Below are 26455 nucleotides of genomic sequence, written 5' to 3'. Positions count from 1 at the left end.
ATACAAAACAGAATGGAGCGTCAACAAAAAATGACTGCCGCAAGCGTTTCCCGCCGCCCCCGAGCGCCCGCTTTTGACAGCGCGCCACGGATGGGGCAAAGAGCATGCTTCGACTCTATAATCTTTTTCTCAATGCTTCGGCGTGGAGGAATCCCTTGAAAGACTCCGTCATCCATCTCGGCCTGGCCGGCCTGGGCACGGTCGGCTCCGGGCTCGTCAAGATCATCCAGGAGAACGGCGACTGGATCGAGCGCAGGCTCGGCAAGACCCTCAAAGTGAAGACTATCATGGTCCGCGACCTCGACAAGCCCAGAAACGTCGTCCCGTCCCCGGACACCGCCTTCACCACGAATATCGACGACATCATCGGCGACCCCGAAATTGACATCGTGGTCGAACTGGCCGGGGGCATCGATTTCCCGCGCAGGCTCATTACCCAGGCCCTGCACAGCGGCAAGTCCGTGGTCACGGCCAACAAGGCCCTGCTGGCCGAGCACGGCCCCGAACTCTTCGAACTGGCGGCCAGCAGGAACCTGGGCCTCTATTACGAAGCCAGCGTGGCCGGGGGCATCCCCATCATCCAGACCCTCAAGGAAAGCCTGGCCGGCAACCGCATCAAGGCCATGACCGGCATCCTGAACGGCACGGCCAACTTCATCATGTCCGAAATGTCCGAGAAGGGCGAGGACTTCGCCACGGTCCTGGCCAAGGCCCAGGCCAAGGGTTACGCCGAGGCGGACCCGACCCTGGACGTCGAGGGCATCGACGCCGCGCACAAACTGGTCATCCTCATCCGCCTCGCCTACGGCCAGGACTTCCCCCTGAGCAAGCTCACGGTGGAAGGCATCTCCAAGGTCGAGCAGTTCGACATCACCCTGGCCAAGGAATTCGGCTACCGCCTGAAGCTCCTGGCCCAGGTCCGCGAAAAGTCAGGGCTACTGCACGCCGGCGTGTACCCGGCCCTGCTGCGCCAGGACCACATCCTGGCCAAGGTCGACGGCCCCTTCAACTCCATCCTGCTCGAAGGCAACGCCGTGGGACCGGTCATGCTCTACGGACAGGGCGCCGGCGACCTGCCCACGGGCAGCGCCGTGCTGGCCGACATCCTGGCCCTGGCCCGCACCAACTGCGTGCCCAACAACACGGGCTTCCTGGAGACGCGCCTGCCCCAGGCCCAGATCCTGGCCCCGGAGCTGACCGTGTTCCGCCACTACTTCCGCTTCACCGTGGTCGACCGGCCTGGCGTCATGGCTTCCATCGCAGGGGTCATGGGCGAGTACAACATCAGCATAGCCCAGGTCGTACAGCGCCAGTACGCGCCCGACGCCGGCGTACCCATCGTCTTCATCAGCCATTCGGCGCAGATGCAGAACGTTTCCGCGGCCCTGGACACCATCAAGAAATTCAGCTTCGTGCTCGACCCGCCGGTGCACTACAGGATCATCTGATGAAGACCGTCTTTCTCGTGGCCGACGGCATGGCCGGCTGGCCTTTGAACGTCCTGGACGGACGCACCACCCTGCAGGCCGCTGCAAAGCCCACCCTCGACTCCCTGGCCCCGCGCTCGCGCTGTGGCCTGTGCCGGACCGTGCCCGAGGGCATGCCCCCCGGCTCGGACGTGGCCAACATGTCCCTCCTGGGCTACGACCCGCGCACGCACCACACCGGCCGGGGCCCCATCGAGGCCGCGGCCCAGGGCCTGGTCCTTGATCCCGACGACCTGGTCTGGCGCATGAACCTGGTCAACCTGACAGAACTCTCGGACGCCGGGGTCATGCTGGACTATTCCTCTGGACACATCGGCACCGCCGTGGCCGCCCCCCTGGTCGCCAGGCTGGCGGAAATGGCCCAGGGCTCTCCCTTCCAGCCGGTCCAGGGCATCCAGTACCGCCACCTCCTGGTGCAGCGAGGCGGCGCCCTGACCGGCGCGGCCGGCTTGAACATTCGCCCGCCCCATGACATCCTCGATCAGGCCATCGCCCAGGATCTGGCGGCCTTCGAGACCTTTCCGGAACTTGCGGCCTTCCTCAAGGCCGCCCATGAGTTCCTGCGCTCCGAACCCACCTCGCACGCCACATCCGTATGGCCATGGGGGCAGGGACGCCCTCTGATCCTGCCGGCCTTCACCGGCCGTTTCGGACTGCGCGGGGCCGTGGTCTCGGCCGTGGACCTGGTCAAGGGCCTGGGCAGGGCCGCGGGCATGGACGTGCTGGAAGTCGAGGGCGTCACCGGCCTCATCGACACCAACTACGAAGGCAAGGTCCGGGCGGCGCTGGAATTTCTGCGGCACGGCGACTTCGTCTACGTGCATGTGGAAGCCCCGGACGAATGCGGCCACATGGGCGACCCGGAACTCAAGAAGCGCGCCATCGAACTCTTCGACGAGCGCATCGTGGCCCCGGTCCTGGCGGCCCTGGAAAACGAGGACGCAACCATCGTCGTGACCTGCGACCATTTCACGCCAGTAGTCCGCCGCACCCACACCGAGGACCCGGTGCCGTTCCTGCTCTTCCGCACCCGCGCCCCGCGCGCGGACGGACCGGCCGTCTTCGACGAGCGCACGGCCGGGACATCGGGCCTGTTCCTGCCCCAGGGGCTTGACCTCCTCCCCTTCTGCCTCGGAACGGACGCATGACCGACGCCTTCCCCAAGCCCTCGTGCTGGCTCACCCACCGCGTGTCCTACGGCGAGACCGACGCCATGGGTGTGGTCTACTACGCCAACTACCTGCACCTCTTCGAACGCGGCCGTAGCGAGTTGATCAGGAACCTGGGCTTCAGCTACAGCGTCGTCGAGGAGCGCGGCATCTTCCTGCCCGTGCGCGAGGCCTCCTGCCGCTATCTCGCCCCGGCACGCTACGACGACGTCATCCACATCCGCACCGGTCTGGCGGGCCAGTCGCGGGCCAGCCTGAACTTCGTCTACGAGATCATGGACGATGCACGCGAACACGTCCTGACCAGGGGCACGACCCAGCACGCGGTGGTCAACGCCCAGGGCCGGCCGGTCCGCGTCCCGGAATGGCTCTCGGCCCTCTTTGTCTAGGATGGTCGACTGTCACACCCACGTCTTCCCCCCCAAGATCGGCCCAAGGCTGGCGGCGGCCATAGGCCGCGAGTTCGGGCGCGACCCGGCCGGCGACGGCTCGGCCGAAAACCTCCTCAAGCACCTGACCGAAGCCGGTCTGTCGCAGGCGATCTGCTTCACCGCGGCCCTGCGCCCGGACCAGATGATTCCGGCCAACTCCTGGATGATCGGGCTGCGGCGGACCCACGCACACCTCATCCCGCTGGGCACGGTCCACCCGGAGCATCCCGCCTGGGCGGAGGAGCTGGACCGCCTGGAGCGAAACGGCATCCGCGGCCTGAAAATCCATCCCGACCTCTCCGGCGTCCCCTTGAACTCGCCGCTCTGGGACCCCGTCTGGGAAAGCGTCCGGAACCGCTTCCTCGTCATGGTCCACATGGGCCCGGTTCGGCCCGGCGAAGCGACGCTCTCCCACCCGCGGGACCTGTCCCTCGTCCTTATGCGCCACCGGGGCCTCGACGTCGTGGCCGCCCATCTTGGCGGGCTCGGACTGTGGGAGGAAACCCTGGAGCATCTGGCCGGGAAGGACATCTATATGGATACGTCCTGCTGCAATGACGTCGTCCCCGCTTCGGCCATGGGCGCCCTTCTGGCCCGCCATGACCGGAGCCGGATCATCTTCGGCAGCGACTACCCGCTTTTCTCCCCGAAATCCGAGCGTTCGGCCCTGACCCGCCTTCTCGCGCAACTGCGTGTGTCCGACAGCACGATCCTGGGCAACGGAAATCGGCTGGCGCAGAGCCTCCAACCCGGCGGATTTGCAGGCCGGCCGCCAGCTCCCGGCATTGACTTTTCTTGACGACGGGTACAATTTCCAATACCCGCGTCTGGTTAACCGACGCAATACCCCCCGAGGAGACTTTCCTTGACACAAGAACAGACAAATGCCCCCAGCGAAAAGCAGCTGCTGCGCCACCGCAAGGATAAGGCCCAGTTCCTGCTCGACGCGGGCATTCCGCTATATCCCAACGACTTCCGCCGCTCGGCCGAAATCGGAGACATCCTCGACGCCCACGGGCACAAGGATGAAGAAACGCTGGCCAGCGAAGCCGGCTCGTTTTCCCTGTGCGGCCGCATCATGGCCCACCGCTCTTTCGGCAAGGTGACCTTCTTCCACATCCAGGACACGAGCGGAAAAATCCAGGTCTACACGGCCCGCGACGACCTCGGCGCAGAAGCGTACGGGGTTTTCAAGAAATTCGAGATCGGCGACATCGTCGGCGTAGTCGGCGGCCTGTTCCGCACCAAGACCGGCGAACTGACCGTCAAGGCGGATCAGGTCCGCCTGCTGACCAAGTCCATGCGCCCCCTGCCGGAAAAGTACCACGGCCTGAAGGACGTTGAGACCCGCTACCGCCAGCGCTACGTCGACCTGCTGGTCAACGACCGCGCTCGCGAGATCTTCCGCAAGCGCACGGCCATTGTGCAGTACATCCGCAATTTCCTGAACGAGCGCGGGTTCCTGGAAGTCGAGACGCCCATGATGCAGCCCATCGCCGGCGGCGCCACGGCCAAACCCTTCCGGACGCACCACAACGCCCTGGACATGGACCTCTTCCTGCGCATCGCCCCGGAACTGTACCTCAAACGGCTTCTGGTGGGCGGCTTCGACCGGGTCTACGAGATCAACCGAAATTTCCGCAATGAAGGCATCGACACGCGGCACAACCCGGAATTCACCATGATTGAATTCTACTGGGCCTACGCCACCTTCGTCGACCTCATGGACCTGACCCAGGAACTCCTGGGCGGGGTGGCCAAAGCCGTAAGCGGCACCCACCTCGTGGAATACCAGGGCCAGATCATCGACCTGCAGGACGGCTGGGTGCGCATGCCCTTCCACGAATCCCTGGAAAAGATCGGTGGCGTGTCCCCGGATGTCTACACCGACTACGACAGGTGCAAGGACCTGGCCCAGAAGCTCGGCGAAGCCGTGCAGCCCAAGGAGAAGCTCGGCAAGCTCCAGGCCAAGCTCTTCGACAACCTGGTGGAGCCCAAACTCATCCAGCCGCACTTCATCTATCACTACCCGACGGACATCTCCCCGCTCTCGCGCAAGAACGACCAGAACCCCGACATCACGGACCGGTTCGAACTGTTCATCTGCGGGCAGGAGATGGCCAACGCCTTTTCCGAGCTCAACGACCCCTACGACCAGAAGGACCGGTTCGAGGAGCAGGTGCGCGAAAAGGCTGCCGGTGACGACGAGGCCCACGCCATGGACGAGGACTACATCCGCGCCCTGGAGTACGGCATGCCCCCCGCCGCAGGGCAGGGCATCGGCATCGACCGCCTCGTCATGCTGCTGACGGACTCGCCGTCCATCCGGGAGGTCATCCTCTTCCCGCTGCTGCGGCCCGAGATCGCCGGCTAGCGCCCCGGCGCTGCTTGTCCGGCACGTCTCCACCAAGCGAGAACCCATGCAATTCGAACTGTTTGTCTCTCTGCGGTATCTTCTGGCCCGGCGCAAACAGGCCTTCATTTCCGTCATCTCGCTCATCTCGGTGCTGGGCGTGGCCATCGGCGTGGCCTCGCTGATCGTCGTCCTCGGCGTCATGAACGGATTCAGCGAGAACCTGCGCGACAAGATCCTGGGCATCAACTCCCACCTCATCGTCGGCTCGGTCAAGCAGACCATCGAAAACTACGACCGTCTGGTGGACAAGAGCATGCAGCTCGACGGCATCGCGGCCGCCACCCCCTTCATCTACTATGAAGTCATGCTGTCCACCCCTTCGGGGGTCAAAGGAGTGGTCCTGCGCGGCATCGACCCGAATACGGCCGGTCAGGTCCTGTCCGTGGAAAAGGATCTGGTCAGCGGCAGTCTGAAGGATCTGGGGAACCAGGCCGACACGCCGGGCATCGTCATCGGCAAGGAGCTGGCCACACGTCTGGGGCTGACCATGGGCAGCCGCGTCAGTCTGCTCGCCCCGAGCGGCAAGAAGTCCGCAGCCGGCTTTTCGCCCAAGATTCTCTTCTTCAACGTGGTCGGCATCTTCAATTCCGGCATGTACGAATATGACTCGTCCCTGGTCTTCGTCTCCATTCCCGAGGCTCAGAAAATCCTCGGCTTCGAGGGCGACGTCGTCACGGGCATCGAGTACCGGGTGACCAACATCGACGCGGTGCAGCAGACCGGCGAACTCCTGGTCCGCAGCCTCGGGGGCTTCCCCCTCTACTCGCGCAACTGGATCGAGATGAACCAGAACCTCTTCGCGGCGCTTAAGCTCGAAAAGACGGCCATGGCCGTGATCCTGACCATGATCGTGCTGGTGGGTTCCTTCTCCATTATCACCACCCTGGTCATGATGGTCATGGAGAAGACCAAGGACATCGCGGTGCTCATGGCCTTGGGCGCCACGCCGCCGCAGATCCGCAACATCTTCATCCTGCAGGGCTCCCTCATCGGCGCCGTGGGCACGAGCATCGGGTTCGGCCTGGGCCTGGCCATCTGTTCGCTCCTCAAGAAGTACCAGTTCATCAAGCTCCCGGCCGACGTCTACTACCTGGACCACCTCCCGGTGAAGACCGAGCTTCTGGACATGTCGCTCATCGCCGTGTCGGCCATGATCCTGTGCTTTTTGGCCACCCTCTACCCTGCCCGCCAGGCGGCCGGGATGCACCCCACCGAGGCCCTGCGCTATGAGTGACGTCTACCGCCTGCAGGGCATCGGCAAATCCTACCAGCAGGGCGAGGAAACCCTCACCGTGCTGAACGACATAGACCTGACCGTGGGCCGCGGGGACTCCCTGGCCATCATCGGGGCCTCGGGCTCGGGCAAGAGCACGCTCCTGCAGATCATGGGCACCCTGGACGTACCGTCCCGGGGGACCATCCTCTTCGACGGCGCGGACATCTCGACCCTCGGCTGGAAGGAGAGGGCCCGCATCCGCAACCGGAACATGGGCTTCGTGTTCCAGTTCCACCACCTTCTGCCCGAATTTTCCACGCGCGAAAACGTGGCCATGCCAGGCATCATCGGCGGCATGCCCCGGGGCCGGGCCCTGGAAATGGCCGACGCTGCTTTGTCGCGCGTGGGGCTTGCGCATCGCCTCCATCACAGGGTAACCACTCTGTCCGGTGGAGAGAGACAGCGCGCGGCCATTGCCCGCGCCATCCTGCTCGAACCTGCGGTGGTGCTGGCCGACGAGCCCACCGGAAACCTGGATGAACGAACGGGGCGGGAGGTCAACGACCTCCTGCTGCATTTGAACAGGAATCAGGGTGTGACCCTGGTCGTCGTCACCCACAATGTTGAACTTGCCCAGTGCATGCGTCGCACCTTGGAGCTTCGTTCCGGAGAACTGTATGAATCGTAACGCGTTCCTGCTTCTGCTTCTCGTCCTCGGTCTTTTCTGCGCCGGACCGTCCTTCGCGGAAACTTCGGGAAAGGTCATCGTCCTGCCCTTTGCCGTGAATGCGGGCCCGGATCTAGCCTATCTGGAGGAAAGCCTGCCGAAGATGCTTCGGGAACGGTTGACGGACATGGGCTTCGACGTGGTGCCTGAGGGCGAGACCATGCGCCTGCTTGAGGAACAGCGAATCGAATACCTGGACCTGAACGTGGCCAAGGACATGGCGCTGCTCGCCGGAGCCGGCCATGCCGTCTACGGCAGTTTCAGCCAGGTGGGCGAAAGCATCAGCCTGGACACCCGTCTGGTGGAGGCCTACGGCGTGACCGAGCCCAAGCCGTTCTTCGTCGTCAAGGAGGGGGTCATCAACATCCTCCCGGCCATCGACGAGACGGCGGCCAAGATCAAGCTCGGCATGCAGCAGAAGGACCGCATCGCCTCCATCGACGTGCGCGGCAACGAAATCCTCGACGACGATGTCGTGCTCATGCGCCTCAAGATCCAACCCGGCGACACCTACGACCCCAAGGCCGTTAACGCCGAGCTCAAAAGCCTCTACGACCTCGGCTACTTCGACGATATCGAAATTTCCATGGATGACAGTTCCGAGGGCAAACGCCTGATCATCACGGTCAAGGAAAAGCCCCTCATCCAGGCCATCTCCGTGCAGGGCGCCCAGGAACTGGACGCCGACGACCTCCTGGCGGCCATCGCCACCAAGACCGGAGCCGTCCTCAACCCCCGCGTCCTGGCCGACGACATGGGCAAAATTCGCGAACTGTACCGCAAGGACGGCTACTACAACGCCAAGGTCAGCTACAGCCTCGAACAGGCTGACGCCAAACGCGCCCGCCTGAACATCCTCGTCGACGAGGGCAAGAAGCTCTATGTCACGGACATCATCATCCAGGGCGCCAAGCAGCTCGACCCCGACGACCTCAAGGACGAACTGGCCCTGTCCGAACGCGGGATGCTGTCCTGGATCACCGGCTCCGGCGTCCTGCGCGAGGAGATCCTCGACCGAGACGCAGCCGCCCTGGAAGCGTATTACGGCAACCGCGGCTTCCTCAACGCCAAGGTCGGCCAGCCCGAGGTCACGTACTCGGAAACGGGCATCACCGTCACCTTCCAGGTGGACGAGGGCGCGCGCTACAAGGTCACGTCGGTGGAATACGCCGGCGAGATGATCGGCGCGCCCCAGGATCTGAACTCCGTGGTGAAGATGGACGATCTGGTGGCCAAGAAGGAATACCTCGACCGTTCGGTCATGCGCTCGGATCTGCAGAAGCTCACGGAGCACTACTCAAACTTCGGCTATGCCTTCGCCGAAGCCGACGTGAAGATCGACCGCAACGACGCCGAAAACACCGTGGCCCTGACCTACACCATGTCCAAGGGCGCCAAGGTGTCCATCAACCGCGTGCTGATCGAAGGCAACACCAAAACCAGAGACAACGTCATCCGCCGTGAAATGCGCCTGGCTGACGGCGATCTTTTCAGCGGCTCCCAGCTGCGCAGGTCCAATGCGCGCCTGAACAAGCTCGACTTCTTCGAGACCGTGGAAATCACCCCGGAACCCGCAGGCTCCCCCAACGAACTGAACCTCCGGGTCAAAGTCAAGGAGAAGCCCACGGGGCAGTTCTCCGCCGGCGTCGGCTACTCCAGCTACGCGCAGGTCTTCTTCTCGGGCCAGATCCTGGAGCGCAACCTCTTCGGCATGGGCTACCAGCTCGGTTTCACGGGCACCATCAGCGCCAAGTCCGCCGACTACACGGCGACCTTCTGGAACCCCCACTACAACGACACCAACCTCGGCATGGGCGTGAGCCTCTACAACAAGCTCAACGACTATTCCGACTACGACAAGCAGGCCATGGGCGGCCGTCTGCTCTTCGGGTACCCCCTAGGCGAGTACACCAACCTGAACTGGCATTACCGCCTCGAGCAGTACACCATCGAGGACGTGGAGGACGACGCCGACAAGGTCATCAAGGACATCGAAGGCGAGAACTGGGCCAGTTCGTTCTACGCATCGATCAAGCGCGACACCACGGACCGCCGCATCAACCCGACTAAGGGCATGACGCACCAGTTCTCCACCGAGTACGGCGGCGGCATCCTGGGCGGCGACGACGACTTCATCAAGTACATCGCCGACGCCAACCACTACTTCCCCATCTTCCTCGAAACCGTCATCCATCTGCACGCCCAGGCCGGGTACATCATGGAGAACGGGGGCGATCGGATTCCGCCCTTCGAAAGGTTCTACCTCGGCGGCATGAACTCTGTGCGCGGCTACAAAGAACGCAGCGTCTCACCGCTCTACGATGACAAGGACGCGTCCGAAGGGTATGAAGAAGGCGACGAGAAGGGCGGCAACAAGAGCTTCTTCTTCAACGCCGAGTATCTTGTGCCCCTGCACAAGGAGATGGGCATCCTCGGACTGGTCTTCTTTGATGCCGGCAAGGCCTGGGACGAAGACGAGAATATCGACACCGACCTGTACAAGAGCGTCGGCGCCGGTGTGCGCTGGTACTCCCCCCTCGGCCCCCTGCGACTGGAGTATGGCTACCCGCTTGACGAAATCAACAATGAGCGGGAAGGACGTTTCGAGTTTTCAGTTGGACAGTTCTTTTAACATCAAACCAAAGATTACGGACATATCGAGGAGATTTCCATGCGTGTATTCATCCTGACGTTTTTTCTCGTCCTGTGCATGAGCCTGACAGCCAGCGCCGAAACCAAAATCGGGTTTGTGGACATGAAGGCCGTCATCGCCAAATCCGAGCCCGGTTCCAAGGCCATGGAACAGCTCAAGTCCCAGTTCAAGGACATGAAGGACAATCTTGACGCCCAGAAGAAGTCCCTGGACGGCCTCAAGGACGAACTGCAGAAGCAGTCGATGATGCTCAGCCAGGAAGCCAAGCTGGACAAGGAAGCCCAGTACAAGCGCAAGGTGCGCGACTTCCAGGACATGGGCCAGAGCTACCAGCGCAAGCTGCAGCAGGCCGAGCAGAGCCTCTCCAAGCCCATCATCGACAAGCTCCTGGAAGTCATCCAGGACTACGGCAAGAAGAACGGGTTCACGGCCATCTTCGACAAGCAGGCCAGCGGCCTTGTCTTCAGCCAGGACAACGTCGACCTGACGGGCGCCATCATTGCCGAACTGAACAAGGCCATGCGCAAGTAATCGGGACAGCAATGCGTCTTTCCGAAATCGCAACCAGCCTGGGACTGCCTCTGCAGGGCGGGGACATGGACGTCAGCGGGGTCAACACCCTGGCCGACGCCTCGCCCGCGGAGCTGTCCTTCCTGGCCAACCCGAAGTACGCCCCCCAACTGGCCACGACCAGGGCGGGGGCGGTCATCGTTTCGGCGGACCAGGCGCCTGGGGACAAGCCCTGCCTCATCAGCTCCAACCCCTACCTTGACTTCGCGCGGTGCGTGCAGCTCTTCGCCAAGCCGCAAGGCTGCTTCGAGGGCGTAAGCGACTTGGCCTTCGTCCATCCCCAAGCGGAGATAGATCCCGCCGCCGCCGTGGCGCCCTTCGTGTCGATAGGCAAGGGCACGCGCATCGGCCGCGGAGTCCGGATCTTCAGCGGCAGCTACATCGGCGAAGACTGTGTCGTCGACGAGGACTGCGTCATCTACCCCAATTGCTCCCTGATGGCCGGGACGAACCTGGGCAAACGCGTCATCCTCCATGCGGGCACCGTGCTCGGCAGCGACGGCTTCGGCTTCGCCCAGGGTGCCGGAGCCATGACCAAGTTCCCGCAGATCGGCAGGGTCGTCATCGAGGACGACGTCGAAATCGGCGCCAACACGACCATCGACCGCGCCGCCCTTGGCGAAACCCGCGTCGGCCAGGGCACCAAGATCGACAATCTGGTCCAGCTCGGACACAATGTCCGCGTCGGCCGCAACTGCCTGATCGTGGCTCAGGTCGGCATCGCCGGCTCCACGACCCTGGGCGACGGCGTCATCCTGGCCGGCCAAGTCGGCGTGGCCGGGCACATCCACCTCGGAGACGGCTGCCGCATCGGGGCCAAGTCCGGCATCGGGCAAGACGTGCCTCCCAAGCAGGATATGAGCGGTATCCCGGCCATGTCCCACGGCACATTCCTGCGGACATCCGCGATCATGCCCAAGCTGCCGGAGATGAAACGCCGCCTTTCGAAACTGGAAAAGGAACTGGCCGCCTTACGGGAAGAAATCGCCAACAAAGGGTAACGACATGATCACCAAACCAGAAAGCGGCGAAATCGTCAGCCGGGACATCCTGGACCTGCTCCCTCACCGCTACCCCTTTCTGCTCGTGGACCGGGTACTGAGCTTCGAACCCATGAAATCCGTGCACGCCATCAAGAGCGTGTCCATCAACGAGCCTTTTTTCCAGGGCCATTTCCCGTCCTACCCCGTCATGCCCGGCGTCCTCATCCTCGAGGCCCTGGCCCAGGCCGGCGGGATCATGGTCATCAAAAGCCTGCCCGCGGCCGAAACCGTCGGGAAGATCTTCCTGTTCACGGGCATGGAGAAAGTGCGTTTCCGGCGCCCCGTGTTCCCAGGCGACCAGCTGCACCTGCACGTCACCTACGAGCGCCACAAGATGATGATGTGGAAGACAAACGGCAAGGCCATGGTCGACGGCAAAGTTGTGGCCGAAGGCATCCTGACCGCATCCGTGGTACCCAGGGAGGACTGATGCAGACGACCATCCACCCCGCCGCCATCGTATCGCCCGGCGCGATCCTGGGCACCGGCGTGACTGTCGGGCCGTTCGCCATCATCGAGGATGACGTGCGCATCGGAGACGGCACCGTCATCGACGCAGGGGCGCAGATCAAGCGCTTCACCACCCTCGGGGCGGGCAACCACGTCCATTCCATGGCCTGTGTCGGCGGCGAGCCCCAGGATCTCAAATTCCACGGCGAAGAGACCCGCCTCGAAATCGGGGACCGCAACAAAATCCGCGAATTCTCCACCATCCACCGCGGCACCGAAGGCGGCGGTGGCCTGACCAAAGTCGGGTCGGACAACCTGATGATGGCCTACTCGCACATCGCCCACGACTGCATCGTCGGCGACAACAACGTCCTGGCTAACGCCGCGACCCTGGCCGGCCACGTCATCGTCGGCAGCGAAGTGGTAGTGGGCGGCCTGTCAGCCGTGCACCAGTTCGTGACCATCGGCGATTTCGCCTTCATCGGTGGCAAGACCGGCGTGGCACAGGATGTCCCTCCGTTCATGCTTACCGTTGGCGAGCGCGCCACCCTGCGCGGCCTGAACCTCATCGGCCTGCGCCGCCACGGCTTCTCGTCCGAGGAGATCAGCGCCCTCAAGTCGGCCTACAAGCTCATCTGGCGCTCGAACCAGGAACGCAACGAAGTCATGCAGCAGGTCGAGACGGAGCTTGGCAGCTTCCCGCAGGTCATGAAACTCCTGGAGTTCATCCGCGCCAGCAAACGGGGCACCATCACGCCTGAACGCATCTGAGCGGGCATGAGCAGGACCCTTGGCATCATCGCCGGCGGGGGCGCCTTTCCCATCACTGTGGCCAAAACCGCGAAGGAACGGGGAGAGCGGGTCGTCGGTGCCGGATTCGCGTCAGACACCGACCCGGCTTTCCCCGTGCGTTGCGACGCCTTTGTATGGCTCAAGCTCGGCCAACTCGGCCGCCTCATCGACTTCTTTACCGCCCATGGCGTGACCCACGTGGTCATGGCCGGCCCCATCAACAAACCCCGCGCCCTTGACCTGCGCCCGGACTGGCGCGCTGCGAAGCTCCTTTTTTCAACGAAGACACGCGGCGACGACGCGCTACTGCGGGCCGTCACTTCGGAACTGGAGCGTGAGGGCATGCAGGTTGTGGCCCCCCATCTCTATTCCCCCGACCTGCTCCCCCCCGAGGGCGTCCTGACCCGCCGAAAGCCCACGGAACGCGAACAGGAGGATATCTCCTTCGGCTGGAACGTGTCCCAAAGTCTGGGGTCGTTCGATATCGGGCAGTGCCTAGTGGTGCGGGAAAAGATCGTCCTGGCCGTGGAGGCCATAGAGGGCACCGACGCCGCCATACGTCGCGGCGGTCAGCTGGGAGGGGCCGGCGCCGTCGTGATCAAACGCCCGAAACCCACGCAAGACCGGCGCCTGGACATGCCCGCCGTCGGTCCGAACACCCTGCGCGTCATGGCCGAGGTCGGGGCCACCTGCCTGGCCGTAGAGGCCGGAGGGTGCATATTCTTCGAACAGGGTCGCACCCTGGAATACGCCGACGCAAGCGGCATCACCATCGTCTCCTTGGCCGCAAGCGCTTCCTGATCCCCGCACGCTGCGCACGCAAGACAACGCACCGGCGCTCTCTATCCACGGATACTCCTCCGACAGCCAAGCGACGCCGTCGCTCTACGCCAAAAAAATAGGCCGGGACGCAAGCCCCGGCCTTTCCTGCACGGATTGTCTCGGACAGAACTACCTTTTGTTCAGCCCCAGAATCTCGACAACGTTCTGCGCCGCCTGGGCCGTGAAGGCGTCCTCGGAAAGACGGTCCTTGTCCTCCTGCCCGATGACCAGACGCGGAGCGTTGGCGAGCTTCTCGTCGGGCGTGATGCCGTACTCCGGGCCGAAGGAATTCTGGTAGTACATCTCCTGGAAGCCCGAGAACTTGAGGGCGTGGGCCGTGGCGTCCAGCACGGCCAGCTCGCCCTTGTCCATGAGGCCCTGCTCCCGGGCCTTGAGCAGTCCGGCCAGGCATTCGCCGCCCTGGGTGCAAGCGATGTGGCCGTGGCGGTTGGCCAGCAGCATGGACTCGATGATGCGCTGCTCGCTGACCTGCACGACCTGGAAGGAGCCGCCCAGAGCCTGGTATTTGTCCGCCAGGAAGGCCACGCGCGGGAAGGAGACGGGATTGCCGATCATGGCTGCCTGGGCCACGGAGGGGCGCACCTTGACGGCCTCGTAGCGTCTCTCGCCGACAGTCTGGTTGTAGTAGCGGAAGACCGGGTCGGCATGTTCGGACTGCACGCCGAAGATGCGCGGCAGCACGTCGATGACGCCAAGGCGCAAAAGCTTCAGGAAGCCGCCCATGACGGCCGTGATGTTGCCAGCGTTGCCGATGGGCACGAACACGGCCTTGCCGCGCATGTCCCAATCGTACCACTGGGCCACTTCAAAGGCGTAACTCTCCTGGCCCAGGATGCGCCAGGCGTTCTTGGAATTGAGCAATGCCACGCGGTAATGGTCGGCCAGATACTCGACGACCTTCATGCAGTCGTCGAACACGCCGGGGATTTCGAGCACGCGCGCGCCGCTGCCCAGGGGCTGGGACAGCTGCTGTGCCGTGACCTTGCCCTTGGGCAGGAGCACCACGGAGGTCAGGGGCTCACCCACGTAGGCGGCATAGAGCGCCGCGGCGGCCGAGGTGTCGCCCGTGGAGGCGCAGATGGTCAGGACGTTGTCCCAGCCGTGCTTGGCCACGAGATGGCGCAGGTAGGAAAAGGCGCAGGCCATGCCGCGGTCCTTGAAGGAGGCCGAGGGGTTCTGCCCGTCGTTCTTGAAAGCCATGGGCTGGCCCACGAGACGCTCCAGGGCGGCGGAGGAGCGGGTCACGGGCGTGTTGCCTTCGCCGAGGTAGACGATGTCGGATTCGCCGAGCACGGGCGCCATCAGTTCATAGAAACGGAAAATGCCGCGTAGCGCCGGGTTCTTGGTGGCGGCGCGCAGGTCGAACGTGTCGCGCCAGGCTTGGCCGGAGGTCTTTTCGAGCTCGCCGAAACGGGCGTCCTCGAGCAGGAACACGCCCTTGCACTGCGGGCAGGTGTAGTGCAGTTCGTCGATGGGATACCTGGCCTGACAGCCGAGGCAGACATATTCCATTTCCCCGCGGTAGGAAGGGAAAACATTGGCTTCGTGCATGAGACGCCCCCTCAAAGGACAGAGTTACCCGAGCACCGTATCGAGGACGGCCCCGGCAAACAGAAAGACGGCCACAAAACCGTTCAGGGTGAAAAACGCCAGGTTGACCCGGCTCATGTCGTGCTCCGATATGAGTCGATGCTCAAGCAGCAGGATAGCTGCCACCGCCAGGCACACGGCGAGATAGACGAGTCCGGCCCCGGAGGCCCAGCCCGCCAGCAGAAAAAAAAGACTGGTGACCACGTGGCTGAAGGTCGAAACGGCCAGGGCCGGTCCCACGCCAAGCCGGGCCGGAAGGGAATGCAGGCCCTCGCTGCGATCGAACTCCACGTCCTGGCAGGCGTAGAGGATATCGAAGCCGCCCACCCAGAAGGTCACGCCGAGGGCGAGCAGGACCGGGGCCATCTCCACCGCGGGCGAAACGGCCAGCCAGCCGGCCAGCGGGGCCAGCCCCAGGACCGAGCCCAGAAAGAAATGACACAAAGCCGAGAACCTCTTGGTGAAGCTGTACAGGCCGGACCAAACGAGGGCCGCGGGTGAAAGCATCAGGCACAGCGGGTTCAGGAACCAGCAAGCCACGACGAAGACGGCCGCGCTCGCTGCGATGAAGACCCGCGTTTCGGCCACGCCGATTTCCCCGGTCACCAGGGGGCGCGTCAAGGTCCTCGGGTTCTTGGCGTCGATGGGCAGGTCCGCCAGCCTGTTCACGGCCATGGCGAAGGAGCGCACCGCGACCATGGCCACGGTCAGGGCGATGAAGACCCGCCAACCGGGCCACCCGCCGGCAGCCCAGAGCATGCCGAGATAGGCGAAGGGCAGGGCGAAGATGGAATGCTCGATCTTGACCATGCGGGCCAGGAGAACGATTTTACGCCACATGCTCCCCCCTACTTCGCCATGACCTTGAGGAAGCGCTTCTTGCCGACCTTGAGCACGTATTCGCCGGCATCGAACGCAAAGGCGGGATCGTCCTCCTTGCGGCCGTCGATGGTCACGGCGTTCTGCTTGCACATACGGCGGGCGTCGCCCTTGGACGAGCAGACCCCACTCTCGCTCAGCACGTCGACCAGCGCCGTCCCGGCAGCAGCGTCGAACACCTCGATATCCTCGGGGATTCCCTGCTTGGCGAACACGGCGTTGAACCCCTCGCGCGCCGTGGCTGCCGCCGCCGGGCCGTGGAACCGCCGGGTGATCTCCTCGGCTAGGTCCTCCTTGGCGGTCTTGGGGTGCAGGGCTCCGTTCAGGACCTGTTCGCGCAGGTTACCAATGTCGTCGAGGGAGCGGTCCGAAAGCAGCTCATAGTAGCGCCACATGAGTTCGTCCGATATGGACATGACCTTGCCGAAGATGTCGGCCGGGGCCTCGTCGATGCCGATGTAGTTGCCCAAGGACTTGCTCATCTTCTGCACGCCGTCGAGGCCTTCGAGGATGGGCACGGTCAGGACAATCTGCGATGCTTGGCCGTGCTCGCGCTGCAGGTGGCGCCCCATGAGCAGGTTGAACTTCTGGTCCGTGCCGCCGAGTTCGACGTCGGCGCGCAGGGCCACGGAATCGTATCCCTGCACCAGGGGGTAGAGGAACTCGTGGATGGCGATGGGCTGGTTGCCCTTGAAGCGCTTCTCGAAGTCGTCGCGTTCGAGCATGCGCGCCACGGTGTAGCGGGAGCACAGGCCGATGAAATCCGCGGCCGTGAAGGCGTCCATCCAGGTGGAGTTGAAGGCGACCTCGGTCCGCTCGGGATCGAGGATCTTGAAGATCTGCTTCTTGTAGGTCTCGGCGTTTTGCAGCACGGCCTCGCGCGTCAGGGTCTTTCGCGTCTCGGACTTGCCAGACGGGTCGCCGATCATGCCCGTGAAATCGCCGATCAGAAAGATGACGTGGTGGCCGAGCTCCTGGAAGTGCTTGAGCTTCTGGATGAGGACGGTGTGGCCCAGGTGCAGGTCCGGGGCCGTGGGGTCGAACCCCGCCTTGACGCGCAAGGGCGTGCCGCGGCGCAACTTCCCGACCAGTTCCTCTTCGTTGATGATCTCCACGCTCCCGCGCCGGATCTGTTCCAGCTGGCGGGCCAACTCTTTGTCTGTCATGACTCTTCCTTATGTTCCCTGTATTGCCAGGGGACGATGCTCAGGCATTTTCCCCGGTCCAGTTCGATCACAACACCGTTCAGCATGCACGGTCCTTTCGCAAGTTCGAAACGTTGCGGCAGGCAGGTCTGAAACTTGCGCAGAATGACGTCGTTGTCCATGCCCAGACACGAGTCCTCGGGCCCGCACATGCCGAGGTCTGAAATGTACCCCGTGACACCGTCCAGCACGCAGGCGTCGTTGGTCTGCACGTGCGTGTGCGTGCCCACGACGGCCTGCACGCGGCCGCGCAACATGTGGGCCAGGGCCCGCTTTTCGGAGGTGGCTTCGGCGTGCATGTCCACCACGACCAGCGCCCCGGACGGGATGGATGCCAACAGGCCCTCGGCCGTTGCGAACGGGCTGTCCACGGTGTCCATGAACGTCCGTCCCTGGAGGTTCATGACCGCAAGCTCGGGCAGTCCTTCCCCCAGACTGAACACGCCGCAGCCCCGGCCCGGGGCCCCGGCCGGGTAGTTGGCCGGCCGCAGTATCCAGGGTTCGTCCGCCAGCACGGGCCGGATGTCGGGGAACTTCCAGACGTGATTGCCCGTAGTCAGCACGTCCACTCCGGCGCGCCGCAGTTCGATGGCGCTCTTGGCCGAAATCCCCAGGCCCCCGGAAGCGTTCTCGCCGTTGGCCAATACGGCGGTCAGGCCCATTTCACGACGCAAACGCGGCAGATGGTCCTTCACCATCTGCCGCCCTGTTCTGCCAACTATGTCGCCGAGAAAAAGAAGCCGCACAAAGGAGCTACTTGGCAATGCCTACGGCCCTCTTCTCGCGGATGACTGTGACCCGGATCTGGCCGGGGTAGGTCATCTTCTCCTCGATCTGCTTGGCGATGTCCTTGCTCAGCATGAATATCTGGTCGTCGTTGACCGCGTCGCAGTCAACCATGACGCGCACCTCGCGGCCGGCCTGGATGGCGAAGGCGCGGCTCACGCCGTTGAAGCCGGTGGCGATGCCTTCCAGCTCCTCCAGGCGCTTGACGTAGCTCTCCAGCAGTTCCTTGCGCGCGCCGGGGCGGGCGCCGGACAGGCTGTCGGCGGCCTGCACCAGGACCGCGTACACTGACTTGGGCGGCACGTCCTCGTGGTGGGCCGCGATGGCGTGCACGATTTCGCTCGACTCGTTGTACTTCTTGGCCAGGTCGGCGCCGATGATGGCGTGGGGACCTTCCACCTCGTGGTCCACGGCCTTGCCCAGATCATGGAGCAGGCCGGCGCGCTTGGCCTTCTTGATGTCCAACCCCAGCTCCGCGGCCATGATGCCGCATAGGAACGCGACTTCGAGGGAATGTTGCAGCACGTTCTGGGTGAAGCTGGTGCGGAAGCGCAGCTGCCCCAGCAGGCGCACGATCTCGGGGTGGATGCCGTGCACGCCGAGGTCGAAGGTGGCCTGCTCGCCGATCTCGCGGATCTGGACGTCCATCTCCTTCTCGACCTTCTTGACTATGTCCTCAATGCGGGCGGGGTGGATGCGGCCGTCGCTGATGAGGCGCTCCAGGGAGCGCTTGGCCACTTCGCGACGCAGGGGGTTGTAGGCGGAAAGAATGACCGTCTCGGGGGTGTCGTCGATGATCAGGTCCACCCCTGTTGCGGCTTCGATGGCGCGGATGTTGCGCCCTTCGCGGCCGATGATGCGGCCCTTCATGTCCTCACTCGGCAGCTCGACGGAGCTGACCGTGTGCTCGGCGACGTAGTCACCGGCGTAGCGCTGGACCGCGCTGGCGATGATCATCTGGGCTTTGCGGTGGGCGGTCTCCTGGGCTTCGACCTCGATGACGCGAACCATCTTGGCCGCTTCATGCCGGGCCTTGCTCTCGATCTCCTGCATGAGGCGGGTGCGGGCCTCTTCGGCCGTCAGGCCCGAAATTTCCTCGAGCCTGGCCTGCTGCTGGGTGACCAGTTCCTGCAGGGACTCCTCCTTCTCCTCCACGGCCCGTTCCTGCCTGGCGACCTTCTTCTCCAGGTTGACCAGCTCGCTTTCCTTCTGGGCCAGGGATTCGACCTTCTTTTCCAGGCGCTCTTCCTTGGCCTGGAGTCTGGCCTCGTTCTTTTTGAGCTCGCGCTCGCGGTCCTTGGCGTCCTGCTCGATCTCCTTCTTCAAGGCAAAGACCTCGTCCTGGGCCTGAAGCAGCAGCTCCTTCTTGTGGGCCTGGGCGTCCTTCTTCGCCTCGTCGAGAATGCGCTCGGAAAGTTTCTGCGCGTCCTCGATTTCCTTGTCGGTGATATATTTCTTGAAAAGATAACCCGCTACCGCACCGATGCCGATACAGATGAATGCGGTGATGATGATGTCAGCCATGAAAAACTCCTTGGCGCAATATATTGAAACGCCTGCGCGAGGGCCATAAAGTGACGCTCCTGTCCTTCAATCGGACGTCCGGAACGACAGCGCGTGTGATCGCATCTGCAAGGAGGGAATCGGGCGGGCCTGGTCAACGAAGGGACAGACTTTTGAAAAGCCCCGGAAGGCAGTGTTGGGATTTATTTTGAACCTCTTAAGTTAAGAGGGGGTTGGCTACAGCCCATAAGGCTTCTCCGGTAATATCCGGAGCATGCACACAAGGCCGTTGTAAGCTACCCTAATTGCGCTTTATTGGCTCAAAAACGCATCACCAATCACTGACCCTCCAGGGTTTAGGTCTGCTGTTCTTCAGGACTATCTATCTTCGAAAGAAGCTGCTGCAGATTGCCTTCAAGCTGCGACAGCCTCCCTTGATCATGTAAATAATCGTCGGCCAGACTGAGTGCCAGATATGTCAGGAGCCGCTCCTTGCTCATGTTGCTGGCCCGCCCCTGCAACTCGCTGTATCGCTTGTGCACGAAATCCACCGCTTGGCGAATCCGCTCGGGCGGGACGTCGGCCTCGAAGGAAAGTTCGAGGCCGAGCACGGTCAAATTGTATCCTGGCATTGACTAGTTTCTATCAACCTCTTGCAACCTGTTCAAGATATTTTCGACCTTGGCCAGGACCGCTTCCTTGGTCTGTCGTTCCTGCTCAAGAGATTCCTTTAATTGCGAATTCTCAAGTTTCAAGGCCTCCTGGCGTTCCAGGAGAAGGGTTATCTTCTCGGTGAGTTGATTCAGGATATCCATGTAACGTCCTAGGATTGAGGTTTTTCTTGGCGCTTTCTTCTCTCGATGTTCGTCTGTCGGGCCCTGGCGACGCAGAGGGCCGCGTCAGGGACGTCCTTCGTCACCACGGACCCAGCCCCGACAACTGCCCCGGCCCCAACGACCACCGGGGCCACCAGGGCGGTGTTGCTTCCGATGAAGGCTTTCTCGCGGATCTCGGTGCGGTGCTTGCGCACCCCGTCATAGTTGCAGGTGATGGTGCCCGCGCCGATGTTCACGTCCGCGCCGATGTCGCTGTCGCCGAGGTAGGACAGGTGCCCCGCCTTGGCGCCCTCGTGGAGGGTCGCATTCTTGACCTCCACGAAATTGCCGACCCGAGCCTTGCGGCCGATGTCTGCCCCCGGCCGGAGACGGGCATAGGGACCAACCGACGCACCTTCGCCGATGCGTGCCCCCTCAATATGAGAAAAGGATTTCACTTGGCAAGGACCAAGAACCGCGTCCCTGATCCAGCAGTGGGACGAGATGCGCGCGCCGCGCTCAATCCGTGTGCGCCCGTAGATTTCGCACGGACCGACGATCTCGGCCCCGGGTGCGATTTCGACATCGGGCCCGATGACGATCGATGATCCACCGCGCAGAATGACGCCTGACCGCAGATGTCCCGCGACAATCCGGGCTCGGAGTGCTTCCTCGAAGTCAACCAACTCCTGCGGAGAATTGATGCCGCGCAGCAGCTCGGAGCTGCCAAACGGCATGCCTGCAACGCACAGCCCCGCCTCGGCGCAAAGGCTGATCAACTGCGTAAGATAGAACTCGCCCTGGGCGTTGTCCCGGTCCATCTTCGCCAAAAGCCCTGAGCACTGGGCCACATCGAACACGTAGACGCCGGAATTGACCTCATTGATCTCGCCTCCATATTCCACGGCATCGAAGTCTTTTTCCTCCACGACACGCAAGACCGTGCCATCTGGGAACCGAACTACCCGTCCGTATCCGAAAGGGTTTTCCAGCTCCAGGGTCAGCATGCCCATTGCAGCGCCCTCATCTCGGCACAAATCCGCAAGGGCCTCCACTTCCTGCACCGGCACGTACGGGGTGTCTCCATTCAGAACACAGACGTGGGTCAGACCGCTGGCGACGATCTCCGGCCAGGCGAGCGAAACGGCATGCCCTGTGCCCAGTTGCTCTTCCTGCAGGACGAATTGCAGATCCCGTGCGGCAAATGCAGCGCGGACCTCATGCGCCCCGAACCCGATGACCGTCCAAACGAGCCCTGGCGGGACATGCGCAAGCGCATCGAAGACATATCCAAGTAAAGGCTTGCCCAAAACCGCTTGCAGCACCTTCGGGGAATCGGAATGCATCCTGGTTCCCTTTCCGGCCGCAAGAAGAACATAACCCAATGTGGCGCTCATCCGTTACTCCATAGCTGTGCGAGAGTCTCCCGACTGGCGGGAAATATCGGCGCCTGACAGGACGCCGGCGTCGCAGATGTTCTCATAATCCCGTTTGCAAACAGACCAGGAAAATATCGACAGATGAGCCGCCCTTCAAGAGCCTGATGCCAAAAAAAAGGCAGGTTCCGGAGAACCTGCCTTCGTAGTCGTCATACAGCCTTCATTACATGCGGCACGTGCCTTCGCTCACGGCGCTAGCACGACACTTCATGCGGTGAAGCGCCCTGGCCAGGGCGGCCTGCACGGCCGCGTGATCCAATTTCTCCTGTTGCTGCTTGGCGCGCTGCTCGGCTCTTTCCTGAGCCCTGCGGGCCCGTTCCAGATCGATTTCTTCAGCTTTTTCCGCCACTTCAGCAAGAACTGTCACCTTCGCAGGGGACACCTCTGCAAACCCGCCGGCAACAAAGACGTAGTACTTTTTGCCGTTCAGTTTGTAGTAGAGGCTCCCTATACCAAGCGCAGAGAGAAACGGGATATGATTGGGCAGGACACCGAATTCACCGTTGATGCCGGGAGCGCCGACGTAGTCGACCTCTTCCTGCAGCACCATCTTGTCCGGTGTCACAATTTCAAGCGTTATTGTCTTAGCCATATCAATACCCCAGGGCAAGAATTACTGTTTCTTGGCGTTTTCCAGAGCCTCGTCCAAGCCGCCGACCATGTAGAAGCAGGACTCCGGAATGGAATCGTGCTTGCCTTCGATGATCTCCTTGAAGCCCTTGATGGTGTCTTCGAGCTTCACGTAGCGGCCTTCCTTGCCGGTAAACTGGGCGGCAACGAAGAAGGGCTGGGACAGGAAGCGCTGCATCTTGCGGGCGCGGGAAACGGTCAGCTTGTCTTCGTCGGACAGCTCGTCCATGCCCAGAATCGCGATGATGTCCTGCAGGTCCTTGTACTTCTGAAGGATTCTCTGCACGGCGCGAGCGGTCATGTAGTGGTCCATGCCGATGACGTTGGGGTCGAGGATGCGGGACGTGGAGTCCAGCGGATCCACCGCGGGGTAGATGCCAAGCTCGGCGATCTGACGGGACAGAACGATGGTGCCGTCAAGGTGCGAGAAGGTCGTGGCCGGGGCGGGGTCGGTCAAGTCGTCGGCGGGAACGTAAACGGCCTGCACCGAGGTGATGGAACCCTTGTTGGTGGAGGTGATGCGTTCCTGCAACTCACCAAGGTCGGTGCCCAGGGTCGGCTGGTAACCGACGGCGGAGGGCATGCGGCCGAGAAGCGCGGAGACTTCGGAGCCGGCCTGGGTGAAACGGAAGATGTTGTCGACGAACAGGAGCACGTCCTGGTTTTCTTCGTCACGGAAGTACTCCGCGGCGGCCAGAGCGGTCAGAGCGACGCGGGAACGGGCTCCCGGAGGTTCGTTCATCTGACCGTAGACAAGGCAGGCTTTGTCCAGAACGCCCGCGTCTATCATTTCATGGTACAGGTCGTTTCCTTCACGGGTGCGCTCACCGACACCGGCGAACACGGAGATGCCGCCGTGGTTCTTGGCGATGTTGTTGATCATCTCCATGAGGATAACGGTCTTGCCGACGCCGGCACCACCGAACATGCCCATCTTGCCACCCTTGGGGAAAGGGACGAGCAGGTCGATGACCTTGACGCCAGTCTCAAGCACTTCGATCTTGGTCGACTGCTCGGTGAAGCTCGGGGCCGTGCGGTGGATCGGGTAGCTCTTCTCTGCGACGATGGGGCCCTTTTCGTCCACGGGGCGGCCCACGACGTTCAGGATGCGGCCCAGGGAGGCCTTGCCTACGGGCACCTGGATGGGCCTGCCCGTGTCCTTGCCGACCTGGCCGCGGACGAGACCGTCGGTGTTGTCCATGGCGATGCAGCGGACGACGCTGTTGCCAAGGTGCTGGGCGACTTCGACGACCAGGTTGTCTTCTTCGGCGTCGATGGTCGGGTTGGTGATTAGAATGGCGTTCAGGATGCCTGGAAGTTTGCCTTCTGCAAACTCCAAGTCGACAACAGGCCCGATGACCTGCACTATTTTACCGGTATTAACAGCACTCATGCGTTATGCCCCCTTATCCTTTCAGTGCCTCGGCACCGCCTACGATGTCCATTAATTGGGTGGTGATGCTCGCCTGGCGCGCCTTGTTGTAGACAAGGGTCAGGCTGCCGACCATTTCGTCGCAGTTCTTGGTCGCGTTATCCATGGCCGACATGCGCGCCGCATGCTCGCTGGCCGAAGTATCAAGCAGGCCGCGGTACATCTGAACCTTGACGTATCTGGGCAGAAGTTCGGCCAGAAGCCCTTCCACCGATGGTTCGAAGATGTATTCGCTGGTGGCGCCGGTCGGTGCTTCCGCCTCGGCCGTCTCGGCCGGGAGGATCTGTGACGACGTCGCTTCCTGCTTGGCGATGCTCACGAACTTTCCGAAAACGATATGCACTTCGTCAAACTGTCCGGAGAGATATCCATCGATGACGAGGTTGCCCGTTTCGCTGGCCAACTGGAAATCGAAGTTGGTCATATTCTCAGCGTACTGCGAAACGATCTCGAACCTCGTCTTGCGGATGAAATCCCTGCCTTTTTTTCCGATGCAGATAAACTTGACGGTCTTGCCTTCTGCTTCCTTCTGCTTGGCCAGCCTGTTGGCGGCGTTGCAGAGGTTCGCGTTGAAGCTGCCGCACAGCCCCTTGTCCGAAGTGACCAGAACGATGCCTATGTTCTGGATCTCTTCGCGCTTCTCAAGCAGGGGATGAACGCTGGCGTCGGCGCGGGAAGCCAGATCGATAAGAATGTCATGGAACTTATCAGCATAGGGACGGAAGCGCTCGATTCGGTTCTGAGCACCACGCAGCTTCGCGGAAGCGACCATGTTCATCGCTTTCGTGATCTGCTTGGTCTTTTTCACACCGACGATCTTGTTTTGAATGTCCCTCAGTGATGCCATTTACGACTCCTTAAACGATCCTAGGCTTTGAAACCGGCTTTGAACTCGGTGAGGGCTGCGGCCAGCTTCTTTTCGGTTTCGGCGCCAAGGTCCTTGGTCTGCACGATTTCGGCCAGGACGTCGGATTTCTGGTTGCGCATGAAATCGACCAGTTCGTTACCGAAGCGGATGGCGTCGGTCACGGCGACGTCGTCGAGGTAGCCGCGGGTACCGGCGTACAGCACGGCGACCTGCTCTTCGACGGGCATGGGCTGGTACTGGGGCTGCTTGAGCAGTTCGACCAGACGCTCACCGCGGGTCAGCTTGGTTTTGGTGGCCTTGTCCAAATCGGAGCCGAACTGGGCGAAGGCGGCCAGTTCGCGGTACTGGGCGAGGTCAAGACGCAGGGTGCCGGCGACCTTCTTCATGGCCTTGATCTGGGCCGCACCGCCGACTCGGGAGACGGACAGACCGACGTTGATGGCGGGACGGATGCCGGCCATGAACAGGTTCGGCTCCAGGTAGACCTGACCGTCCGTGATGGAGATAACGTTGGTCGGGATGTACGCGGACACGTCGCCGGCCTGGGTTTCGATGACCGGCAGGGCGGTCAGGGAACCGGCGCCGAGGCTGTCGTTGACCTTGCAGGAGCGCTCCAGCAGGCGGGAGTGCAGGTAGAAAACGTCGCCGGGGAAAGCTTCACGTCCCGGAGGGCGGCGCAGCAGCAGGGACATCTGGCGGTAAGCCACTGCCTGCTTGGACAAATCGTCGTACACGATCAGGGCGTGCTTGCCGTTGTCGCGGTAGAACTCCGCCATGGTGCATCCGCAGTAGGCCGCGATGAACTGCAGGGGAGCCGGTTCGGAAGCGGTGGCGGAGATGACCGTGGTGTAGGCCAGGGCGCCGTTCTGACGCAGGGCCTCGACGACCTGGGCGACGGTGGAGCGCTTCTGGCCGATGGCGACGTAGAAGCAGTGGATGTCGCTGTTCTTCTGGGCCAGGATGGCGTCGACGCCAACGGCGGTCTTGCCGACCTGACGGTCGCCGATGATCAGTTCGCGCTGTCCGCGGCCGATGGGGGTCATGGCGTCGATGGCCTTCAGACCCGTGTACATGGGTTCATGCACGGACTTACGGGCGATGATGCCGGGAGCCTTGATTTCGACGTTACGGAACATATCCGTCTGAATCGGCCCCAGACCGTCGATGGGATTGCCCAGGGGGTCGATGACACGGCCCATGACCGCGTCGCCGACGGGAACCTGGAAGATCCGGCCCGTACGTTTGACGATGTCGCCTTCCTTGATGTGTTCGGTCTCGCCGAGAAGAGCGACGCCCACGGAGTCTTCTTCAAGGTTCAGAACCATGCCCATGACGTTACCGGGAAACTCGAGGAGTTCCATGGCCATCGCGTTTTCGCATCCGTAAACGCGGGCGATACCGTCACCCACCGACAGGACCACGCCAGTCTCGCTCATCTCGACCTTTTTCTCGTAGTTCTTGATCTGGCCTTCGATGATCTGGCTAATTTCTTCTGCTTTGATCTGCATAGC

25 protein-coding genes and 1 other RNA gene are annotated in these 26455 nt (G+C 62.5%); 13 read left to right on the top strand and 13 right to left on the bottom strand.

Annotated features, from left to right (window positions below):
• The first annotated feature begins 155 nt into the window (after positions 1 to 155).
• From G394_RS0106380 to G394_RS0106320, 13 genes are all read left to right on the top strand, one after another.
• Positions 156 to 1448 carry a homoserine dehydrogenase gene (locus G394_RS0106380; protein ID WP_028576952.1) on the top strand — a complete coding sequence of 431 codons (1293 nt, stop codon included), beginning with the start codon at positions 156 to 158 and terminating at the stop codon, positions 1446 to 1448.
• Positions 1448 to 2635: a cofactor-independent phosphoglycerate mutase gene (locus G394_RS0106375; protein ID WP_043774882.1), complete on the top strand. Its 1188-nt coding sequence runs from the start codon at positions 1448 to 1450 to the stop codon at positions 2633 to 2635. The genes G394_RS0106380 and G394_RS0106375 overlap by 1 nt, the downstream gene beginning before the upstream one ends.
• The gene (locus G394_RS0106370; protein WP_028576950.1) at positions 2632 to 3045 is read left to right on the top strand and encodes an acyl-CoA thioesterase; all 414 of its coding nucleotides are present in this window, start codon (positions 2632 to 2634) and stop codon (positions 3043 to 3045) included. The genes G394_RS0106375 and G394_RS0106370 overlap by 4 nt, the downstream gene beginning before the upstream one ends.
• A gap of 1 nt (position 3046) precedes the next feature.
• Positions 3047 to 3886 carry an amidohydrolase family protein gene (locus tag G394_RS18240; protein ID WP_051307001.1) on the top strand — a complete coding sequence of 280 codons (840 nt, stop codon included), beginning with the start codon at positions 3047 to 3049 and terminating at the stop codon, positions 3884 to 3886.
• Positions 3887 to 3952: 66 nt separating this feature from the next.
• Entirely contained in the window at positions 3953 to 5461 is a 1509-nt protein-coding gene (lysS, locus tag G394_RS0106360) for a lysine--tRNA ligase (protein WP_028576949.1), read from the top strand.
• Positions 5462 to 5507: 46 nt separating this feature from the next.
• Entirely contained in the window at positions 5508 to 6737 is a 1230-nt protein-coding gene (locus G394_RS0106355) for a lipoprotein-releasing ABC transporter permease subunit (protein WP_028576948.1), read from the top strand.
• On the top strand, positions 6730 to 7407 hold the full coding sequence (locus G394_RS0106350) for an ABC transporter ATP-binding protein (protein ID WP_028576947.1): 678 nt from the start codon (positions 6730 to 6732) through the stop codon (positions 7405 to 7407). Before G394_RS0106355 ends, G394_RS0106350 begins: the two co-directional genes overlap by 8 nt.
• Positions 7397 to 10078: an outer membrane protein assembly factor BamA gene (gene bamA, locus G394_RS0106345; protein ID WP_028576946.1), complete on the top strand. Its 2682-nt coding sequence runs from the start codon at positions 7397 to 7399 to the stop codon at positions 10076 to 10078. Before G394_RS0106350 ends, bamA begins: the two co-directional genes overlap by 11 nt.
• Positions 10079 to 10117: 39 nt before the next feature.
• The gene (locus G394_RS0106340; protein ID WP_028576945.1) at positions 10118 to 10630 is read left to right on the top strand and encodes an OmpH/Skp family outer membrane protein; all 513 of its coding nucleotides are present in this window, start codon (positions 10118 to 10120) and stop codon (positions 10628 to 10630) included.
• Between the two features lie 11 nt (positions 10631 to 10641).
• The gene (gene lpxD, locus G394_RS0106335; protein ID WP_028576944.1) at positions 10642 to 11670 is read left to right on the top strand and encodes a UDP-3-O-(3-hydroxymyristoyl)glucosamine N-acyltransferase; all 1029 of its coding nucleotides are present in this window, start codon (positions 10642 to 10644) and stop codon (positions 11668 to 11670) included.
• 7 nt (positions 11671 to 11677) lie between these two features.
• Positions 11678 to 12142: a 3-hydroxyacyl-ACP dehydratase FabZ gene (gene fabZ / locus G394_RS0106330; protein ID WP_028576943.1), complete on the top strand. Its 465-nt coding sequence runs from the start codon at positions 11678 to 11680 to the stop codon at positions 12140 to 12142.
• On the top strand, positions 12142 to 12933 hold the full coding sequence (gene lpxA, locus G394_RS0106325; RefSeq protein WP_028576942.1) for an acyl-ACP--UDP-N-acetylglucosamine O-acyltransferase: 792 nt from the start codon (positions 12142 to 12144) through the stop codon (positions 12931 to 12933). Before fabZ ends, lpxA begins: the two co-directional genes overlap by 1 nt.
• Positions 12934 to 12939: 6 nt before the next feature.
• Entirely contained in the window at positions 12940 to 13755 is an 816-nt protein-coding gene (locus tag G394_RS0106320) for an LpxI family protein (RefSeq protein ID WP_028576941.1), read from the top strand.
• A 150-nt stretch (positions 13756 to 13905) separates the two neighbouring features.
• Here the strand turns inward: G394_RS0106320 and thrC are convergent, their stop codons facing one another.
• The 13 genes from thrC to atpA all read right to left on the bottom strand — a co-directional run bounded on the left by thrC (position 13906) and on the right by atpA (position 26452).
• The gene (gene thrC / locus G394_RS0106315) at positions 13906 to 15348 is read right to left on the bottom strand and encodes a threonine synthase (RefSeq protein WP_028576940.1); all 1443 of its coding nucleotides are present in this window, start codon (positions 15346 to 15348) and stop codon (positions 13906 to 13908) included.
• Positions 15349 to 15372: 24 nt separating this feature from the next.
• Entirely contained in the window at positions 15373 to 16227 is an 855-nt protein-coding gene (locus tag G394_RS0106310; protein WP_028576939.1) for a UbiA-like polyprenyltransferase, read from the bottom strand.
• 8 nt (positions 16228 to 16235) lie between these two features.
• The gene (tyrS, locus tag G394_RS0106305) at positions 16236 to 17432 is read right to left on the bottom strand and encodes a tyrosine--tRNA ligase (RefSeq protein ID WP_028576938.1); all 1197 of its coding nucleotides are present in this window, start codon (positions 17430 to 17432) and stop codon (positions 16236 to 16238) included.
• Positions 17429 to 18217: a TIGR00282 family metallophosphoesterase gene (locus G394_RS0106300; protein ID WP_028576937.1), complete on the bottom strand. Its 789-nt coding sequence runs from the start codon at positions 18215 to 18217 to the stop codon at positions 17429 to 17431. Before G394_RS0106300 ends, tyrS begins: the two co-directional genes overlap by 4 nt.
• Before the next feature lie 7 nt (positions 18218 to 18224).
• On the bottom strand, positions 18225 to 19781 hold the full coding sequence (gene rny / locus G394_RS0106295) for a ribonuclease Y (RefSeq protein WP_028576936.1): 1557 nt from the start codon (positions 19779 to 19781) through the stop codon (positions 18225 to 18227).
• 155 nt (positions 19782 to 19936) lie between these two features.
• A non-coding RNA gene (ssrS, locus tag G394_RS20680) (6S RNA) lies at positions 19937 to 20119 on the bottom strand.
• Complete coding sequence (locus G394_RS0106290; protein ID WP_245578281.1) at positions 20117 to 20371, bottom strand: cell division protein ZapA; 255 nt, start codon at positions 20369 to 20371, stop codon at positions 20117 to 20119. The genes ssrS and G394_RS0106290 overlap by 3 nt, the downstream gene beginning before the upstream one ends.
• Before the next feature lie 24 nt (positions 20372 to 20395).
• Entirely contained in the window at positions 20396 to 20575 is a 180-nt protein-coding gene (locus G394_RS18235; protein WP_043774879.1) for a hypothetical protein, read from the bottom strand.
• Positions 20576 to 20583: 8 nt separating this feature from the next.
• Positions 20584 to 21972, bottom strand: coding sequence for a bifunctional UDP-N-acetylglucosamine diphosphorylase/glucosamine-1-phosphate N-acetyltransferase GlmU (glmU, locus tag G394_RS0106280; protein ID WP_028576934.1), 1389 nt, complete (start codon positions 21970 to 21972; stop codon positions 20584 to 20586).
• Positions 21973 to 22177: 205 nt separating this feature from the next.
• Positions 22178 to 22606, bottom strand: a complete 429-nt coding sequence (locus G394_RS0106275) for a F0F1 ATP synthase subunit epsilon (RefSeq protein ID WP_028576933.1) — start codon at positions 22604 to 22606, stop codon at positions 22178 to 22180.
• Positions 22607 to 22627: 21 nt separating this feature from the next.
• Positions 22628 to 24037: a F0F1 ATP synthase subunit beta gene (gene atpD, locus G394_RS0106270; RefSeq protein ID WP_028576932.1), complete on the bottom strand. Its 1410-nt coding sequence runs from the start codon at positions 24035 to 24037 to the stop codon at positions 22628 to 22630.
• 13 nt (positions 24038 to 24050) lie between these two features.
• Positions 24051 to 24923: a F0F1 ATP synthase subunit gamma gene (locus tag G394_RS0106265; protein ID WP_028576931.1), complete on the bottom strand. Its 873-nt coding sequence runs from the start codon at positions 24921 to 24923 to the stop codon at positions 24051 to 24053.
• Positions 24924 to 24943: 20 nt separating this feature from the next.
• The gene (gene atpA, locus G394_RS0106260) at positions 24944 to 26452 is read right to left on the bottom strand and encodes a F0F1 ATP synthase subunit alpha (protein ID WP_028576930.1); all 1509 of its coding nucleotides are present in this window, start codon (positions 26450 to 26452) and stop codon (positions 24944 to 24946) included.
• Positions 26453 to 26455: the final 3 nt, after the last annotated feature.

This window comes from Desulfomicrobium escambiense DSM 10707 (genome assembly GCF_000428825.1).
Lineage (GTDB): Bacteria > Desulfobacterota > Desulfovibrionia > Desulfovibrionales > Desulfomicrobiaceae > Desulfomicrobium > Desulfomicrobium escambiense.
This window is presented reverse-complemented; position numbering and strand designations above follow the sequence as displayed.

Coding starts and splice junctions, on each gene's coding strand:
- bamA (WP_028576946.1), top strand. CDS start 7,397: ATGAATCGTAACGCGTTCCTGCTTCTGCTTCTCGTCCTCGGTCTTTTC.
- lpxD (WP_028576944.1), top strand. CDS start 10,642: ATGCGTCTTTCCGAAATCGCAACCAGCCTGGGACTGCCTCTGCAGGGC.
- G394_RS0106375 (WP_043774882.1), top strand. CDS start 1,448: ATGAAGACCGTCTTTCTCGTGGCCGACGGCATGGCCGGCTGGCCTTTG.
- G394_RS0106350 (WP_028576947.1), top strand. CDS start 6,730: ATGAGTGACGTCTACCGCCTGCAGGGCATCGGCAAATCCTACCAGCAG.
- G394_RS0106275 (WP_028576933.1), bottom strand. CDS start 22,606: ATGGCTAAGACAATAACGCTTGAAATTGTGACACCGGACAAGATGGTG.
- tyrS (WP_028576938.1), bottom strand. CDS start 17,432: ATGACAGACAAAGAGTTGGCCCGCCAGCTGGAACAGATCCGGCGCGGG.
- thrC (WP_028576940.1), bottom strand. CDS start 15,348: ATGCACGAAGCCAATGTTTTCCCTTCCTACCGCGGGGAAATGGAATAT.
- G394_RS0106370 (WP_028576950.1), top strand. CDS start 2,632: ATGACCGACGCCTTCCCCAAGCCCTCGTGCTGGCTCACCCACCGCGTG.
- atpD (WP_028576932.1), bottom strand. CDS start 24,037: ATGAGTGCTGTTAATACCGGTAAAATAGTGCAGGTCATCGGGCCTGTT.
- G394_RS0106340 (WP_028576945.1), top strand. CDS start 10,118: ATGCGTGTATTCATCCTGACGTTTTTTCTCGTCCTGTGCATGAGCCTG.
- glmU (WP_028576934.1), bottom strand. CDS start 21,972: ATGAGCGCCACATTGGGTTATGTTCTTCTTGCGGCCGGAAAGGGAACC.
- G394_RS0106320 (WP_028576941.1), top strand. CDS start 12,940: ATGAGCAGGACCCTTGGCATCATCGCCGGCGGGGGCGCCTTTCCCATC.
- G394_RS0106265 (WP_028576931.1), bottom strand. CDS start 24,923: ATGGCATCACTGAGGGACATTCAAAACAAGATCGTCGGTGTGAAAAAG.
- G394_RS18240 (WP_051307001.1), top strand. CDS start 3,047: ATGGTCGACTGTCACACCCACGTCTTCCCCCCCAAGATCGGCCCAAGG.
- G394_RS0106310 (WP_028576939.1), bottom strand. CDS start 16,227: ATGTGGCGTAAAATCGTTCTCCTGGCCCGCATGGTCAAGATCGAGCAT.
- G394_RS0106355 (WP_028576948.1), top strand. CDS start 5,508: ATGCAATTCGAACTGTTTGTCTCTCTGCGGTATCTTCTGGCCCGGCGC.
- G394_RS18235 (WP_043774879.1), bottom strand. CDS start 20,575: ATGGATATCCTGAATCAACTCACCGAGAAGATAACCCTTCTCCTGGAA.
- atpA (WP_028576930.1), bottom strand. CDS start 26,452: ATGCAGATCAAAGCAGAAGAAATTAGCCAGATCATCGAAGGCCAGATC.
- lpxA (WP_028576942.1), top strand. CDS start 12,142: ATGCAGACGACCATCCACCCCGCCGCCATCGTATCGCCCGGCGCGATC.
- rny (WP_028576936.1), bottom strand. CDS start 19,781: ATGGCTGACATCATCATCACCGCATTCATCTGTATCGGCATCGGTGCG.